The organism is Streptomyces sp. NBC_01267 (assembly GCF_036241575.1).
GTDB lineage: Bacteria > Actinomycetota > Actinomycetes > Streptomycetales > Streptomycetaceae > Streptomyces.
Genome location: NZ_CP108455.1, coordinates 7608332 through 7623193 on the forward strand (window position 1 = coordinate 7608332; position 14862 = coordinate 7623193).

General features: G+C 71.0%; 12 protein-coding genes and 1 pseudogene. 8 read left to right on the forward strand and 5 right to left on the reverse strand.

Features of this window, described 5'->3' with window-relative positions:
- Positions 1 to 41: 41 nt before the first annotated feature.
- The 4 genes and pseudogenes from OG709_RS33865 to OG709_RS33880 all read left to right on the forward strand — a co-directional run.
- Positions 42 to 143: pseudogene (locus OG709_RS33865) on the forward strand (nitroreductase family protein); the annotation flags it as partial.
- Positions 144 to 274: 131 nt separating this feature from the next.
- A complete protein-coding gene (locus OG709_RS33870) occupies positions 275 to 844 on the forward strand; it encodes a hypothetical protein (protein ID WP_250301537.1) in 570 nt (189 codons plus the stop codon).
- Between the two features lie 133 nt (positions 845 to 977).
- Positions 978 to 2243 carry a VWA domain-containing protein gene (locus OG709_RS33875; RefSeq protein ID WP_266645414.1) on the forward strand — a complete coding sequence of 422 codons (1266 nt, stop codon included), beginning with the start codon at positions 978 to 980 and terminating at the stop codon, positions 2241 to 2243.
- The gene (locus OG709_RS33880) at positions 2243 to 3079 is read left to right on the forward strand and encodes a hypothetical protein (protein ID WP_250301535.1); all 837 of its coding nucleotides are present in this window, start codon (positions 2243 to 2245) and stop codon (positions 3077 to 3079) included. Before OG709_RS33875 ends, OG709_RS33880 begins: the two co-directional genes overlap by 1 nt.
- Positions 3080 to 3213: 134 nt before the next feature.
- On the opposite strand, the gene OG709_RS33885 is transcribed toward OG709_RS33880, so the two are convergent.
- The 3 genes from OG709_RS33885 to OG709_RS33895 all read right to left on the reverse strand — a co-directional run bounded on the left by OG709_RS33885 (position 3214) and on the right by OG709_RS33895 (position 6428).
- Complete coding sequence (locus tag OG709_RS33885; protein WP_266645412.1) at positions 3214 to 3687, reverse strand: VOC family protein; 474 nt, start codon at positions 3685 to 3687, stop codon at positions 3214 to 3216.
- Between the two features lie 348 nt (positions 3688 to 4035).
- Positions 4036 to 5574 (reverse strand): MFS transporter, encoded by a 1539-nt coding sequence (locus tag OG709_RS33890; RefSeq protein ID WP_329168888.1) that lies wholly within the window; start codon positions 5572 to 5574, stop codon positions 4036 to 4038.
- A gap of 80 nt (positions 5575 to 5654) precedes the next feature.
- Entirely contained in the window at positions 5655 to 6428 is a 774-nt protein-coding gene (locus tag OG709_RS33895; protein WP_266645409.1) for a GntR family transcriptional regulator, read from the reverse strand.
- Positions 6429 to 6818: 390 nt separating this feature from the next.
- Here OG709_RS33895 and OG709_RS33900 point away from each other — a divergent pair, with 390 nt between their 5' ends.
- Both OG709_RS33900 and OG709_RS33905 read left to right on the forward strand, forming a co-directional pair.
- A complete protein-coding gene (locus tag OG709_RS33900; protein ID WP_250301531.1) occupies positions 6819 to 7502 on the forward strand; it encodes an SRPBCC domain-containing protein in 684 nt (227 codons plus the stop codon).
- Positions 7503 to 7693: 191 nt separating this feature from the next.
- A complete protein-coding gene (locus tag OG709_RS33905) occupies positions 7694 to 9952 on the forward strand; it encodes an FUSC family protein (RefSeq protein ID WP_250301530.1) in 2259 nt (752 codons plus the stop codon).
- Between the two features lie 11 nt (positions 9953 to 9963).
- Here OG709_RS33905 and OG709_RS33910 read toward each other — a convergent pair whose 3' ends face one another.
- Together OG709_RS33910 and OG709_RS33915 are read right to left on the reverse strand one after the other, a co-directional pair.
- Positions 9964 to 10941 carry a formylglycine-generating enzyme family protein gene (locus tag OG709_RS33910; protein ID WP_329168889.1) on the reverse strand — a complete coding sequence of 326 codons (978 nt, stop codon included), beginning with the start codon at positions 10939 to 10941 and terminating at the stop codon, positions 9964 to 9966.
- Positions 10938 to 12227: an ROK family transcriptional regulator gene (locus tag OG709_RS33915; protein WP_250301528.1), complete on the reverse strand. Its 1290-nt coding sequence runs from the start codon at positions 12225 to 12227 to the stop codon at positions 10938 to 10940. The genes OG709_RS33910 and OG709_RS33915 overlap by 4 nt, the downstream gene beginning before the upstream one ends.
- A gap of 222 nt (positions 12228 to 12449) precedes the next feature.
- Here OG709_RS33915 and OG709_RS33920 point away from each other — a divergent pair, with 222 nt between their 5' ends.
- Together OG709_RS33920 and OG709_RS33925 are read left to right on the forward strand one after the other, a co-directional pair.
- On the forward strand, positions 12450 to 13937 hold the full coding sequence (locus OG709_RS33920) for a sulfatase-like hydrolase/transferase (RefSeq protein ID WP_326693500.1): 1488 nt from the start codon (positions 12450 to 12452) through the stop codon (positions 13935 to 13937).
- On the forward strand, positions 13934 to 14860 hold the full coding sequence (locus OG709_RS33925; RefSeq protein WP_329168891.1) for an ABC transporter permease: 927 nt from the start codon (positions 13934 to 13936) through the stop codon (positions 14858 to 14860). Before OG709_RS33920 ends, OG709_RS33925 begins: the two co-directional genes overlap by 4 nt.
- The last annotated feature ends 2 nt before the right edge of the window (positions 14861 to 14862 follow it).

Sequence of the window (14862 nt, forward strand, 5' to 3'; positions counted from 1 at the left end):
GCGCCCCGCCTCGGCAGTACGTAACCGGGGCGGGGCTTCGAATGCGCACCTTCGCCGCTGTCCCGGTGGGTCTGCCGATAGGTAACTTCGGCCCTGTGCGCCGACGTCCGGTGCGACAGGTGATCCACCGCGACCGCTGGTAGGGCCACCGAGCCGTGCCGGGGAGCGGGCGGACCGGCGCCGCCCACGGGCCGGTATCCTGCGGGGTCATGAAGATCAACACCGTTCGGGGTCCCAGGGACCTTCCCCTCGCGGAGCCGGCGCGGGCCGCCGTATGAGCAGCACTGTGGCCCGCACCGTCACCGATGTGCTCCAGCCCCGCAACGTCCTCCTCGTGGGCATGCCCGGCATCGGCATCGCCGCCGCGGGCGACTGGACCGGCATCCCCTGGGGGCTTCTCGGGGCTCTCTGCGCGGGTATCGTCCCTGCCGCGTTCATCGAGTGGGAGCGCCGGCGCGGCACGTGGGGCGACCGGCACGTGGTCGACCGCAGGCAGCGCGCTCCGATCTTCTTCGTCATTCTCGGTTCGATCGGCACCGGCTCGGCGTTGATGCTCGCCGGTGGGGCACCCCGGGGTGTCCTCGTGGCGATGCTGGCCCTGTGGGCCATGACCGTTGTGCTGCTGGCCGTCAACACCGTCTGGAAGATCAGCGTCGACTCGGCGGTGGTCTCCGCGGTGGTCGCGATGCTCGGCGCCGTCCACTCGGTGTGGTGGATCGGCGGGTACGCGCTGGTGCTCGCCGTGTGCTGGTCACGTGTCGCACTGGTCTACCATTCCGTGGCGCAGACGGTTGCCGGTGCCTCGCTCGGCGCGGTCACGGCTGCCGCGTTCGCCCTCGGTTGAGTCTCGTCCGGCCGGGCCCGCCGAGCTGCCTCCGGGCCCGTCGGTGGAAATGGCGGACGTGTCCTGACGGGGCGAACTCCCCTTTCCCGGAACCGTTTTGGAGATCCGGGGGGTAGCTCCGTACGATCCGGTGATGATCATGAGAAAACGGCTGGCAGCCGGGGCGTGTCTGCTCCTGGCGGCCCTGGCAGCCGGAGCCTTCCCCACCGGCGCCGCCGCCGGCGAACCGTCCGACAAGCCGTCACCGAAGGTCGAGCTGGTGCTCGACGTCAGTGGCTCGATGCGCACACGTGACATCGACGGCGGATCACGGATGGCGGCGGCGAAGCAGGCGTTCAACGAAGTACTCGACGCGGTGCCCGAGCAAGTGCAACTGGGCATACGCACGCTGGGTGCCGACTACCCCGGCAACGACCGGAAGACCGGGTGCAAGGACACCCGCCAGCTCTACCCGGTGGGACAACTCGACCGGACCGAGGCGAAGACGGCGGTGGCCACCCTCGCCCCCACCGGCTGGACACCGATCGGGCCGGCCCTGCAGCAGGCCGCCGGAGACCTCAAGGGCGGTGAAGCGACCCGCCGCATCGTGCTCATCTCCGACGGCGAGGACACCTGCGCGCCGCTCGACCCGTGCGAGGTCGCCCGGGACATCGCGGCCCAGGGGATCCATCTGGTCGTCGACACACTGGGCCTGGTGCCCGACGCCAAGACCCGCAAGCAACTGACCTGCATCGCGGAGGCCACCGGAGGTACGTACACCTCCGTGCGGCACACCGATGAACTCTCAGGACGCGTGACGCAGTTGGTCGACCGCGCGGCCGATCCGGTGGCCACCCCGGTGGCCACCGAAGGCGCGGACAGCTGCACCGGAGCTCCGCAGCTGAAGGCCGGTCTGTACAGCGACCGGGAGAAGTTCGCCGAACACCGCTGGTACCGGGTGGATGTCCGGCCCGGCCAGGAACTGCGTGCCTCGGTCAGCGTCGCCGCCGACCGGGCCGTCAACAACGACTACGGCGTTCTGCTGCGGGCGGTGACGCTCCACGGACGGGAGATCGTACGGGGGCAGGAATCCGGCACCGGCCGTACCGATGTGATCTCGTCCGGTCTGCGTTACCCCAAACCCCCGGCGGACTCGGACGATTCGCAGCCCCCGGCGGAGACGGTCTGTCTCCAGGTCAGCAACTCCTTCTCGGCTCCGGCTTCGGTCAAGACCGCGCCCGGTCTGCCGGTCGAGCTGAACATCGCCGTGGTGGACGCACCCGACGCGGCGTCCGACGTGGCAGCCTTCGGGCTCGGCCGCGGCTGGTGGCTGCTCGGCGTCCTGGCACTCACCGGCCTGGTCTCGGGTGTCCTGTTCGGCTGGATTTCACGCTGGCGTCTCGCCGGGAGGACCAACTGATGCGGATCACCCGGATACTTCCTCAGGCCGCGTTGGCCGGTCTGGCGCTCTTCGCCACGGCGGGGACGGCCGCGGCCGACACCCCGTCCCCGAGTCCCTCCTCGTCGTCGGACAGCAACGGCGCGCCGTCGGAGGCGGGCACCGCGTTCCGTACGGCGACGGTCGTCGCACAGGGGCAGCACGCCACCGCGAGCGCCTCCACCGGTGACTACCTCTACTGGGTCTTCCCCGCAGACTCGGGCCAGGCCGCGACGGTGACCGCCACGGTGAAGCTGCCGGAGGCGGCTAGCCGCCACGGCGCGTCCACCTGGCAGGTCGATGTCTACGACGGGCTGCGCCGACGCCAGTCCTGCATGTACGGCAGCCAGACCCGAGTGGCCGCCGCGGACGCCGAGTCCGTCACGCTCACCTGTCACCTGCGGACGGTCAGGTCCTGGGCGGAACCCTGGGCGAACGATCCGCTGCCGGGGAGCTACTACATCCGGCTGACGGTCCTCGACCTTCCGCAGGAGGACCTGGGCCTGCCGGTACAGGCAGACGTCGTGGCCACCGCGAAGGACAGCGGCGGGTCCCACGCCGTGGACGGCGCGCTCTCCGTGCCGTTGACATCCGATGCGTCGTCCGCGAGTGCGGCGCAGCCGACGGACTCCACCGGTACCGCGGCTCAGACTCCGGTGGCTTCCCGTATCGAGCCGGAGGACGGCTGGTCGTCCGGCTGGTGGTCCGACCGCTGGCTCTGGACCGTGGGCGGCGGTGTCCTCGGCGCGCTCGCGGCCGTCGCCGGATACCGACTGTCGCGCGGCCCCGGCCCCTCCCGCAGGGTGCCCATGGCCTGACGTGAACGAGGAGTGCCCCGCCCGGCGACGACGCCGGGCGGGGCACTTCCGGTATGCGGGGCACTTCCGGTAGGACGTGCACGACGCGACCGCGCCCCCTGGTCCACGGAGTACGGTGACCGGCCTGTCGGTGTCTACACCCCGTCGGCGGCAGCGCGGATCGCGGCCAGATCGATCTTCTTCATACCGAGCATGGCCTTCATCGCCCGCTGGCCCCGCGCCGGGTCCGGGTCGTTGAGCAGCTCTTCCATCCCACCGGGGGCGATCTGCCAGGACAGACCGTACTTGTCCTTCAGCCATCCGCACGGGCCCTCCTCACCGCCCTCGGACAGCTTGTCCCAGTAGTAGTCGACCTCTTCCTGGTCGGCGCAGTTGACCAGGAACGAGATCGCCTCGTCGAAGGTGAACTCGGGGCCCCCGTTGATCGCGATGTACTCCTGGCCGTCGAGGGAGAACTGAACGGTCAGCACGGTGCCGGCCGGACGGGGACCTGCCTCTCCGTAGTGCGTGATGCTCTTGATCTCCGAGTTCGGGAACACCGACACGTAGAACTTGGCGGCCTCCTCGCCGTTCGTGTCGAACCAGAGGTTGGGTGTGATTCGGGGCATGGGACTCTCCTGCTGTCGTCTTCCGTTTCCGCTCTGTACCTGTACCGACTCCCGGTACCTCTACCGACTCTCGCGCCGGATGAAAGTCATCGCTATCGGAAGCCCGGCTCACCGGACGGGCGAGAGGGCAGGCGGAACACTCTCCGGGACGTGCCTGCCACCGTGGGTGGAGGCGGGATCCAGCCTGCACCCGGTGGTCATGCCGGTCGCCACGGTCTGGCCATGGTGCTCGCCCGAGTGGCTCTCGTCCTGGCCCGTGTGAAGGCCCTGCCGCGGCGGACCGTCACCCCGGGTGCGCGGAGCCAGGCAGGTGCCTGAGGCGGAACCGGGCCGCCTCCGGGCTGCTGGTCACACCCGGCCACGGTGCTCCGCCGGGAGCTGGGCGAGGACGACGGCACCAGCCGCCAGCACCGTGCCTGCCAGGACCAGCATGCTGGTGCTGAGCGCGCCGGTGAAGGCAGTGATGACGGCCCGGTGCAGCGCTGGACCGACGGTCGGACTCTGCGCACCGGCCACCGTGGTCGGCGCGTGGGGGCCGCGCAACGCGTCCGGCAGCCGGGAGGTGAAGCCCGAGGTGATCAGGGTCCCGGTCAGGGCCACGCCGAGGGCGCTGCCCAACTCTCTGGTCAGGCTCTGCAGCCCTGAACCGATACCCGCGCGGTTCGGCGGGAGAGCGGACATCAACGTCTCGGAGAGCAACGGCGTGGCGAGCCCGCACCCGGTGGCGGTCAGCCCCGCTCCGAGGGCGTACACCGCGTACGGAGTGTGCGTGGCGACGCGTGAGACGGTGCACAGCCCGCAGGCCAGCGTGAGCAGACCGAGGCCGACGACGGTCCGGCCGCTCAGCCGACGCCGGAGGAGGACCGCACCACGCGGGGCCAGCAGCAGGGCGGCAGCCATCGGGAGCAGCCTGACACCCGCGCCGAGAGCGGAGTAGCCCTTCACGTACTGGAGGTACTGGCCGTTGAGGTAGAACAGGCCGAACATGCCGAGGAACACCGTCACCATCCCGAGGGCCCCGGCCCGCACGGCCGGGACGGCCAGCAGACGGGGGTCGAGGACCGGGCGTTCCTGGCGCAGTTCGCGCCTGCTCCAGAGCGCCAGCAGGACGGCCGCGGCGCCGAACGCGCCCAGCACCGTGGCGCTGCCCCAACCCTGCTCCGGCCCGGAAACGACACCGAACAGCAGCCCAAGGAAGCCGGTGGTCAGCAGCAGCGCGCTGAGCGGGGCGACCGGACGGGCGAGACGGGCCGAGGTGGGGGCCACTACGGCAGCCAGGACCAGCGCGACGAGGCCCAGCGGCGCCGCGTAGACGAAGAGGGAGCGCCAGGATCCGCTCTCGATCGCCGCGCCGCCTCCGACGTTGCCCAGTACGGCGGCCAGTCCGGTCATGGAGGCCCAGAGCGCGATCAGCCGGGACCGCTGTTCCTGCGCGGCGCCGGTGACCATGAGGGCCAGAGTGGTCGGCAGGACTGCTGCCGCGCCCACACCACTGAGCATCCTTCCGGCGATCAGCACGCCCACATCGGGTGCGGCTGCGGCGAGTGCGCAGCCCAGGGTGAACACGCCCAGGCCGGTGAGGAGCACCCCTTTGCGGCCCAGGCGGTCGGCCACCGCACCCGCCGGGACGACCAGGCAGGCGAAGACGGCCACATAGCCGTCCACCACCCAGAGCACCGCCGAGGCGGACGGATGCAGGGACCCGGCCGAGAGGGAAGGGATGGCGAGGTTGACGGCGGACACCATGCCGACCACCAGGGTGACGCACAGGCACATGACGACGACCGTCGCGCGTGCGCCTGCCGGGCGGCGGACGGCGGACCGGGACCGGGGCGGGCGGGGGCGTTTGCCGAGCGGACCGTCGACGACGGACGGGCGAGGGCACACGGAGAACTCCTTGTCGGCGGGCGCGCGGAAGCGCACCGGCAGCTCGGACCGGAGAAGACGGCAGATGAGGAAGCAGGCGCTCAGCCGGAACCGCGTCCGGCGCGGTCCAGGTCCGCCCGGAGGGTGAGCCGGTCTCCGCGAATGGACAGGAATTCCAGGTCGACGGGCCGGCCGTCCGAGAGCCGGCTGAGACGTTCCACCGCGAAGAGCGCCGTCCCCGCGGGGGCCGCGAGGATGCCGGCGGTGTGCGGATCGGCGTTCACGGCCTGGACCGTCACTTCCGCGGCGCCGAGCCGCTGTCCGGTGGACTGCTCGATCAGCGCGAAGACATCCTGGTTCTCCAGATCGAGGTCCAGCAACGGCAGGCCGATGTCCGTGGGGAGATAGGTCAGATCCAATGACAGCGGTACGCCGTCGAGCCGCCGCAGGCGTTCGAGACGGACCACCTCTTCGCCCTCGGGCACCGACAGCCGGCGGGCGACCTGCACGGGCGGTACGACGGGGCCACGCGCACGGACCTGGTTGTCCACGGTGCCGTGTGCGTGCAGCGTCTCGGCCAGCCCGGCGAGCCGCCCCAGCGGGTGGGCGTACTTACGGTTGAGCAGGACGGTTCCCACACCACGCCGACGTTCGACGAGGCCCTCGTCCCGAAGGATGAACAGCGCCTGGCGGACGGTGTTCCGGGAGACGGCGAAGTCCGCAGCCAACAGGCGCTCGTCCGGCAGGAAGCCGGTCGGATAGAGACCGGACGCTGCCTGCTGGCGCAGCACATCAGCGACGTTGCGGGCCCGGTCGGCACGTCTGGCCGGGCTGCCGTCGGACGGGCCGGGGGAGTACCCCGTGCTCTGCACCACTCCTGACCTCCCGAGGGCCTTTCGTTCGGATCACGCCGGGCTCGCGGCGCCCGGCAGCGACGCTCACCACCGACCGCCCAAGCTACGTACCGAACATTGCGCCCTTGTTACGCCACCTGCTGTGACCTGCGGTGATGCTCGGACCTGGGGTGATGCGGGACGGGCTCTCCGATCCGCCACGCGGTCGGCCGTCCGGTGGGCCCCGGGTGGATCAGGGAATGCGCCGACGGACGAGCCGCGCCGCGGCCTCCCGGCCCGGACCGGGTGCGACACGAGGTGACGGGGCAGCGCCGGGGGTCGGTGCGAACGTCGGCGCGGCGTGGTCCAGTGAGATCCGGCCGGTACGGCCCGGGAACCGGGAAGCCACCCAGGAGAACAAGGGAGAGATCCGTGACCGACGTCCTCAAGCAGATCAACGCCGTCCACCGGGAGATCCGGGACCGGCCGGTCACCGGCGGGGAGGGGCGCTCGCTCCTGCTCCGCCGGGCCTACGCTGCCTCGACCGAGGACGTCTGGAATGCGTGCACCGACCCCTCCAGGATCGCTCGCTGGCTGGCGCCGGTCTCGGGCGAGCTCCGTCCGGGCGGCACCTTTCAGCTCGAAGGAAACGCGGCCGGTGAGATCCTGCGCTGCGACGGGCCTCATCTGCTCAAGCTCACCTGGTCACTTGGGGAGAACAGGGCCACCGAGGTCGAGATCCGGCTCTCGGCGGACGCGGACGGCAATACCGTGCTGGAGCTGGAGCACGTTTCCCCCGCCGAGGTCGTCGACGAGCTGGTGCGGGCGTACGGACCCGTCGGCCCGGTCGGAATCGGAGCGGGCTGGGACCTCGCACTGCTGAGCCTGGACCTGTTCCTCAGGCGCGAGGGTGAGGGAAGAGGGGGAAGCGAGGGACGGGACATGGCGTCGTGGCGGACCACTCCCGAAGCGCGAGAGCTGTTCAGCCGGAGCAGCCACGCCTGGGGAGCCGCATCCCAGGCCTTCTGGGGCACCAGCGACGAAGACATCGCCACGGTCGTCGAGTTCGCGGTCCAGAATTTCGCGCCCGGCGGCCGGGAAGGCCGTACCGGCTGACAGCGGCGGTGTCCGGGGTCGACGGGGCAGCCGGAGAACGTGCGGTCGTGACGCCGGCCCCCGGGGGCGTCCGACGGGTCCGGCCGCCCGGAGCAGACCGGGACCGACCTGCTCGGGTCCCGCTGAACCCGCCCGTGCGATGCTGGGGCGTACCCGGATCATGGTCGGAGTCAGGAGAGTACGGCAGCGCGATGGCAGCAACACGGCGGACACGGACCAGTACCTGGGACCGCTTCGCGGCATCCGATCCCGGGCTTCTGCGACTGATGGCGGGGCTGCGGACGGTCGGTGCGATCGGGCTCGCGCTGCTCGTCCTGGCACTGTTCCACACCGCCGTCACCCAGCTGGTCGCCGGTGCCATGGCCGCGATGGTCTTCACCTTCGCCATCAGGGAGAAGGACGTACGCGGCCAGGCGATCACGCTCGGGTTCGCGCTGCCCGTCGCCCTCACGGCGATGTCCCTGGGGGCGCTCCTCAACAGCCGGGTCGTCGCCGGTGACGCGTTCTTCGTCCTGCTGATCTTCGGCGCCGTCTACTCGCGCCGGTTCGGCGACCGCGGTACCGCACTCGGCCTGATCGGCTTTCAGGTCTACTTCATCTCGCTCTTCGTGCACGCCACCGTCTCCGCCCTGCCGGGGCTCTATCTGACGCTGGCGATCGCCTTCGCGTGCAGCGCGGTTGTCCGGTTCGCCGTCGTACCGGAGACTCCCGAGCGCACCCTGGGCCGGTTGCGGGAGGCATTCCGGGCCCGGTTCGCGCAGTTGGTCGCCACCCAGGCGGCGCTGCTGGACGCCACTCCCGAGCAGTTGGACAAGGTCCTCGACGATCTGCGCAAGGGCACCGCCCGGCTGCACGAGACGGCGCTGATGATCCAGGGCCAGCTGGAGTCGGGCACGCGTGACGCGGCCACGGCCGCGCTGGTGCAGCGCAGGATCGCGGACGCGGAGATCGCGGCGGAGCGGCTCGGCGTCCTGCTGCTCAACGCCCGCAGCGCGGAACGGGCCGACACCCTCACCCTGCATCTGCCGAACGCGCCGGTCCCGGCAGCGGCGAACCGCACGCGGGCCGAGGACGCCACGACCGCGACGCTGCGCCGGGACCTGAACACCCTGCATCTGGTGGTGTCGCGGCTGACGCCCGACCAGCGGGGCACCACGCTGGCACATCTGCGCAACAGGCTGCTCGGCTACCGGGACGAGGAGAACCTGCCGCCCGCCTCGCACGCCGTGCAGGACGTGTTCCGCGGAATCGGTGAGGCCGCCCGTTCCGTGCTGGGTCTGCGGCTCGCGCTGGACGGACCCCAGGACGAGTCGGACGACACACCGGAGACGACCCGTTCACGCGAGGAGTTCGAGGCCGAGGACGTGGCGATCGTCGGGTCCGAGGACACGGAAGAGGACCGCACCGGGCTGCAACGGCGCACCACCCGGGCCGCCTTCCAGGTCGCGGTCGGCTCGACCCTGGCCATCATCGGCGGTGAGTTCCTCTCCAGCCAGCGCTGGTACTGGGCGGTGCTCACCTGCTGGGTCGTCTTCCTCAACACCGCGTCCACGGGCGAGATCCTGGTCAAGGGCTACCGCAGGCTGCTGGGCACGGTGCTGGGCGTGGTCGCCGGTGTCGCTCTTGCCGGTCTCGTCGGCAACCACACCTGGACCGCCTTCGCGCTGGTCCTGCTCTTCATCTTCGGGATGTTCTTCACCGCGCCGCTCTCGTACGCCCTGATGTCCTTCTTCGTCACGGCGATGCTGGGACTGCTCTACACCCTGCTCAACACCTACAGCCTCTCCGTGCTGGTGCTGCGGATCGAGGAGACGGCGCTGGGCGCCGCCTGCGGGATCATCGCCGCCGTGCTGGTGCTTCCGGTGCACACCGACCGCCGTACCGACGAGCACCTGGCCACGGTGCTCGCCCGGCTGCGGGACGTCGCGTCGGCCGCGGTGACCCAGCTAAGCGGCGGGCCCGCCGTGGATCTCCTCGACATGGCGCGCGACCTGGACACCGCACTGGACGATCTGCGCCGTTCCACCCAGCCGCTGATCCACCCGATCACCCCGCTGCGGGTGCGGCGGCAGACCGCCCGCTACCTGGTGGCGCTGCTGGAGACCAGCGCCTACCACGCCCGTTCACTGGCGGCGACGGCCGAACTGGTGCCGTACAGCAGGACCGTCGCAGCCGACCCCCGCCTGGCCCGGTCCGGCCGACGCATCGCGCACAACATCGATGTGATCGTCGCGCACGTGCGGGACGAAAGCGCCGACACCGGCGACGAGGTCGAGTCCGGTGCCAGCATCGCCGCGATGCTGGAGGGCAGCAACTCCGAGACGCTCCGGTCCGGGTCGGTCACCTACCGGGTACTGCGGCATCTCCAGCGCCTCGACGAGGGTGTGGTCGGCCTGGCGCGCACCCTCGACGTACCGGTCACCGGGCGCGAGGAGCGCAAGGCCGCGTAGGACCTGTCTGGTCACAGCGCGCAGCGGAACCCGCCGTGCCCCGTGGTGCTGTCGGGGGTGTTGGAGGTACGCGCGGCCACCCGGTAGCGGTTGCAGTAGGAGCTGTGGCAGAGGTGGGAGCCGCCGCGCAGGACACGGTTCGCACCGGTCGGCGGGCCCACCGGGTCGATACGGGTCTCCGTACGTTCGTCCCGGTGCCAGTCGGGGCTGAAGCGGTCGGCGCACCACTCCCACACATTGCCCGAAGTGTTGTACAGGCCGTAGCCGTTGGGGGAGAACGCCTTGACCGGGGCGGTCCCGAGGAAGCCGTCCTCGCGGGTGTTGCGTACGGGGAAGTCGCCCTGCCAGATGTTGCAGCGGTGCCTGCCGCGCGGGGTCAGCTCGTCGCCCCACGGGAAGCGGGCCCGGACGAGCCCGCCGCGGGCCGCCTTCTCCCACTCGGCCTCGGTGGGCAGCCGCTTGCCCGCCCAGCGGGCGTAGGCGTTCGCGTCGTTCCAGGACATGTGCACCACCGGATGGTCCCGGCGGTCGCCCACCGAGGAACCGGGGCCCTCGGGTGCACGCCAGTACGCGCCGGTCACCGCCCGCCACCAGGGCGCGCCCGGGACGCCGCCCGGAAGCACCGCCCCGCGCGCGGACTGCGGTACGAAAGCCCCGAACACGTAGGACCAGCCGATGAGTTCGGCCTCGGTCCGGTATCCGGTCGCCTTGACGAAGGTGGCGAACCGGGCGTTCGTCACGCAGGCCGCGTCGATGTGGAAGGGGCCGACGGTCACCTCCCGTACCGGCCCCTCGCCGTCCGCGGGGAACGCGTCCGCGTCGTCACCCCCCATCAGGAAGGGGCCACCCGGCACGCTCACCATGCCGCGCAGCAGTTCGGCCGGCCGCCGGTCGGGGACGGCGAAGTCCGCCGGGGGAGCGGCCGGCGTCTCCGGTCCGGCGGGAGCCTCGGTGGCCGTCGCCCGCGCGGGCCCGCAGCACGCGTTCACTGTCCGGCGCCGGTGGTGAGCGCCCGGAGTGTGGGGCCGGATCCGCCGCCGGGAGCGCCGGAGTCCTGGTCCGCGCCCGGTCCGCCGGCTCCGGGGACCGGCCGGTCGAGCAGTTCCGCCAGGTCCTGGCCGGTGGTGTGCAGCAGCAGGGCGACACCGCCGAGCGCTGCCGCGTCCGCGCCCAGGGCGGAGCCGCAGACGGTGATCGTGCGAGGAGCGGACGGCAGGGACAGGGCCGCCAGTTGCTCCCGGATGGGGGTCAGTACCAGCTCGTCCAGGGCGGCGGGCTCGCCGTAGACCACGATGCACTCGGGGTCGACATGGGCGGCGAGTGCGGCCAGCACACGACCCGCGGTGACAGCGGCCCCGCGCAGCACGTCAGCGCTGTCCGGCTGTCCGTCGGCGGCCAGCGCGATGAACTCGGCCGCGTCATGGGCCCTGACGCCGCGGTCGGCGCAGGCAGCCAGCAGTGCCGGAAGGCTGATGACACCCTCCAGACAGCCGCGGCCCCCGCAATGGCAGACCGGCCCCTGGGGATCGACGCTGGTGTGGCCGATCTCGCCCGCCGCGCCGTGGGCGCCGCGCACCAGCGTTCCGTTCACGACGAGTCCGCCGCCGACGCCTTCCGACCACGCCAGGAAAACGGTGTTGTCGTGGCCGCGGGCCGCGCCCCAGGTGACTTCGGCGAGCGCCGCCAGCCGTGAGTTGTTGTCGGTGAGGACCGGGACACCGAAGTGCTCGCCGAGCTCCGCCGCGACATGGGTGGCGAACGGCGTCATGGTGCGGGGGTCCCCGGAAGCCGGGTTCTGTACGAAGCCCGGCAGACCGAGGCCGATGCCTTCGACCGGTGCGAGGCTGATGCCCTCGCGGCGTACCAGCTCCTCGACCGCCTCGACGGCCTGTGCGGCACGTTCGGCCGGGCCGCTGTCCGCCGGTACCGGGGCGCTGGACCTGCCGATCACCTGATGGGCGCAGTTCGCGACGATCACATGGATCCGGTTGCGCTGGAGGTCGATGCCGATCAGCTCGGCGCCGCGTGCGTTCAGCGAGATCTCCAGGGCAGGCCTGCCCCGGCCGCGCGGCTGCTCGGATTCGGCGGCCGGCTGCTCCACGACCGCCTTGCGCTCCAGCAGGTCGGAGACGATCGCGAACAGGGTGGTACGGGAGAGCCCGATCCTCGCCTTCAGCTCGCCGCGGCTGAGCGCGCCGGAGCGGCGCAGTTCGCCGAGAACGGCGGCTTCATTGGCCCTGCGCAGGCGTTGCAAGGCGTCGGTGGGTTCGGTCATGGACGCATGGTCTGCCGGGCCCGCGGTTTATGTCAACCGCCCGGACGAATTCACACCGAATTAATTCCCGAGGGTTGACGTAAAAAACCGACGTCCATACAGTTCCCGGCACTTGCCTGAAATGGCACCGGCAGGCGCTCGGTGCGCGCACCGACGGACGCACCCAGCACGGCACTTGGCACACAGCACCAGGCACAACCCCACCGAAAGGGCGGCCAGTCCATGGCTCCGCGCAACGTCCTGTTCCTGATGACCGACCAACACCGGGTCGACACCCTGGGGTGTTACGGCAACCCCCTGGTGGAGACCCCGGCCCTGGACGCCCTGGCGGCGGAGGGAACCCGTTTCGACCGCTTCTACACGCCGACCGCGATCTGCACCCCGGCGCGTGCCTCGCTCGCCACCGGCCTGCACCCCTTCCGCCACGGACTGCTCAACAACCCCGAGCGCAACGGCGGCAGCAAGGACGAGCTGGACGACGACAACCCGATGCTGTGGAGCCAGTTGATGGACCACGGCTACCAGGTCGGCCACGCGGGCAAATGGCACATCGGCCGGGAGCGCGGCCCCGAGTTCTACGGCCTCGACGGTGAGCACCTGCCCGGTGCGCTGAACCCCGTACACCACCCCTCGTACGAGAAGTGGCTGGAGGACAACGGCTTCCCGCCCTTCGCCGTACGCGAACCCGTCTTCGGCGCCGCCGCCAACGGCACCGGCCGCGGCCACCTCATCGCAGGCCGCCTCCAGCAGCCCGCCGAGGCCACCATGGAAGCGTTCCTCACCGACCGCACCCTCGGCCTGCTGGACCGCTACGCCGCCGACTGGAAGGCGACCGGCAAGCCGTTCATGCTCTCCTGCCACTGGTACGGGCCGCATCTGCCCTACCTGATCCCCGACCAGTACTACGACATGTACGACCCGGCGGACGTCCCGCTCCCCGCGTCCATGGCGGAGACCTTCGCGGGCAAGCCCGAAGTGCAGCGCCAGTACAGCGCCTACTGGTCGTCCGACGGCTTCGACGCGGCTGCCTGGCGCAAGCTCATCGCCGTGTACTGGGGCTATGTCACCATGATCGACCACCAGGTCGGCAGGCTCCTCGAAGCGCTCAAGGCGCATGGCCTGTGGGACGAGACGGCCGTCTTCTTCACCGCTGACCACGGCGAGTTCACCGGCGCCCACCGGCTCAACGACAAGGGCCCGGCGATGTACGAGGACATCTACCGGATCCCCGCCCTCGCCCGGGTGCCGGGCGCACCCGCCCAGGTCCGCGACGACTTCGCCAACCTCATCGATCTGAACCCGACCATCCTCGAACTGGCCGGAGCACCTGTCCCCGAACTGTGCGACGGGGAAAGCCTGTTGCCCCTGCTGCACGGTGAACCGGCCGGGGACGGCCGGGACGAGATCTTCGCCGAGTTCCACGGCCATCACTTCCCGTACTCCCAGCGCATGATCCGCGACCGGCGCCACAAGCTGGTCCACAACCCGGAGAGCACGCACGAGCTGTACGACCTGCGGACCGACCCGCACGAACTGCACAACGTGTACGAGGCGCCCGCCTACGCGGAGATCCGGCGCGACCTCACCGTCCGGCTCTACCGGGAGCTCCTGCGCCGTGGCGACCCGGCCTACACCTGGATGAGCTACATGGCCGACATCGGCGGCGACCGCGCGCCGGACGTCGACGGGGTCGCGGAGGAAGTGGCATGAAGGACGAATTGCTGTCCGGACCCGCCGCGTCCGACCGCACGGCCACGGACACCGGGCCTGCCGACCGGCGCACGGAGAACACGGACGCCGTGAGCACGGACCCCGCGACCGCGAAGAGGCAGAACGCGCAGAAGAACGCGCAGAAGAAGAAAGCGCAGAAGAAGGCGGGCGGCACCGGCCGCCTCACGGCCGTACTGCTCGGCTTCGCCTCCGCCGCGCTGGGACTGCTCACCTGGGTCGTCCTCGCCAACAGCGGCATCGACGGCTTCCCCGGGCCCGTCTCCGTGGCCCGCCGCACCGGGCAGCTCATCGCCGACGGAACCCTGTTCTCCGACGCGGGCGCCAGCCTTGAGCGGGTCCTCATCGGCTACGTCCTCGGTGTCGTCCTCGCGATCCCCGTCGGTTTCCTGATGGGCTGGTACCCGGTCGTCCGCAGGCTCATCGAGCCCTGGCTCCAGTTCTTCCGGATGGTGCCGCCGCTCGCGATCATCCCGCTGGCCATCGTCCTGATGGGCATCGACGAGACCCCGAAGATCTTCGTGATCTTCCTGGCGTCGTTCCTCTCCTCCGTCGTCTCCACCTTCCAGGGCGTCGTCGCCGTCGACGTCACCCTCGTCAACGCCGCACGGGTACTCGGTGCCCGCGACCCGCAGGTCTTCATCGGCGTCGTCGTCCCCGCGTCGACCCCGTTCATCCTGGTCGGCATGCGGATCGGGCTCGGGGCCTCCTGGGCGACCGTGGTCGCCGCCGAACTCATCGCGGCCCAGGACGGACTGGGCCACCGGATGCAGCAGGCGCAGCTCTACTACGACCTGCCCACCATTTTCGTCCAGGTGATCGCCATCGGAGCGATCGGACTCGTCATGGACCGGCTGCTGCTCCTCGCCGAGCGCCGGCTGACCCACTGGCAGGAGCGGAGGTAGTC

Coding starts and splice junctions, on each gene's coding strand:
- OG709_RS33880 (WP_250301535.1), top strand. CDS start 2,243: ATGCGGATCACCCGGATACTTCCTCAGGCCGCGTTGGCCGGTCTGGCG.
- OG709_RS33920 (WP_326693500.1), top strand. CDS start 12,450: ATGGCTCCGCGCAACGTCCTGTTCCTGATGACCGACCAACACCGGGTC.
- OG709_RS33905 (WP_250301530.1), top strand. CDS start 7,694: ATGGCAGCAACACGGCGGACACGGACCAGTACCTGGGACCGCTTCGCG.
- OG709_RS33885 (WP_266645412.1), bottom strand. CDS start 3,687: ATGCCCCGAATCACACCCAACCTCTGGTTCGACACGAACGGCGAGGAG.
- OG709_RS33870 (WP_250301537.1), top strand. CDS start 275: ATGAGCAGCACTGTGGCCCGCACCGTCACCGATGTGCTCCAGCCCCGC.
- OG709_RS33925 (WP_329168891.1), top strand. CDS start 13,934: ATGAAGGACGAATTGCTGTCCGGACCCGCCGCGTCCGACCGCACGGCC.
- OG709_RS33915 (WP_250301528.1), bottom strand. CDS start 12,227: ATGACCGAACCCACCGACGCCTTGCAACGCCTGCGCAGGGCCAATGAA.
- OG709_RS33875 (WP_266645414.1), top strand. CDS start 978: ATGATCATGAGAAAACGGCTGGCAGCCGGGGCGTGTCTGCTCCTGGCG.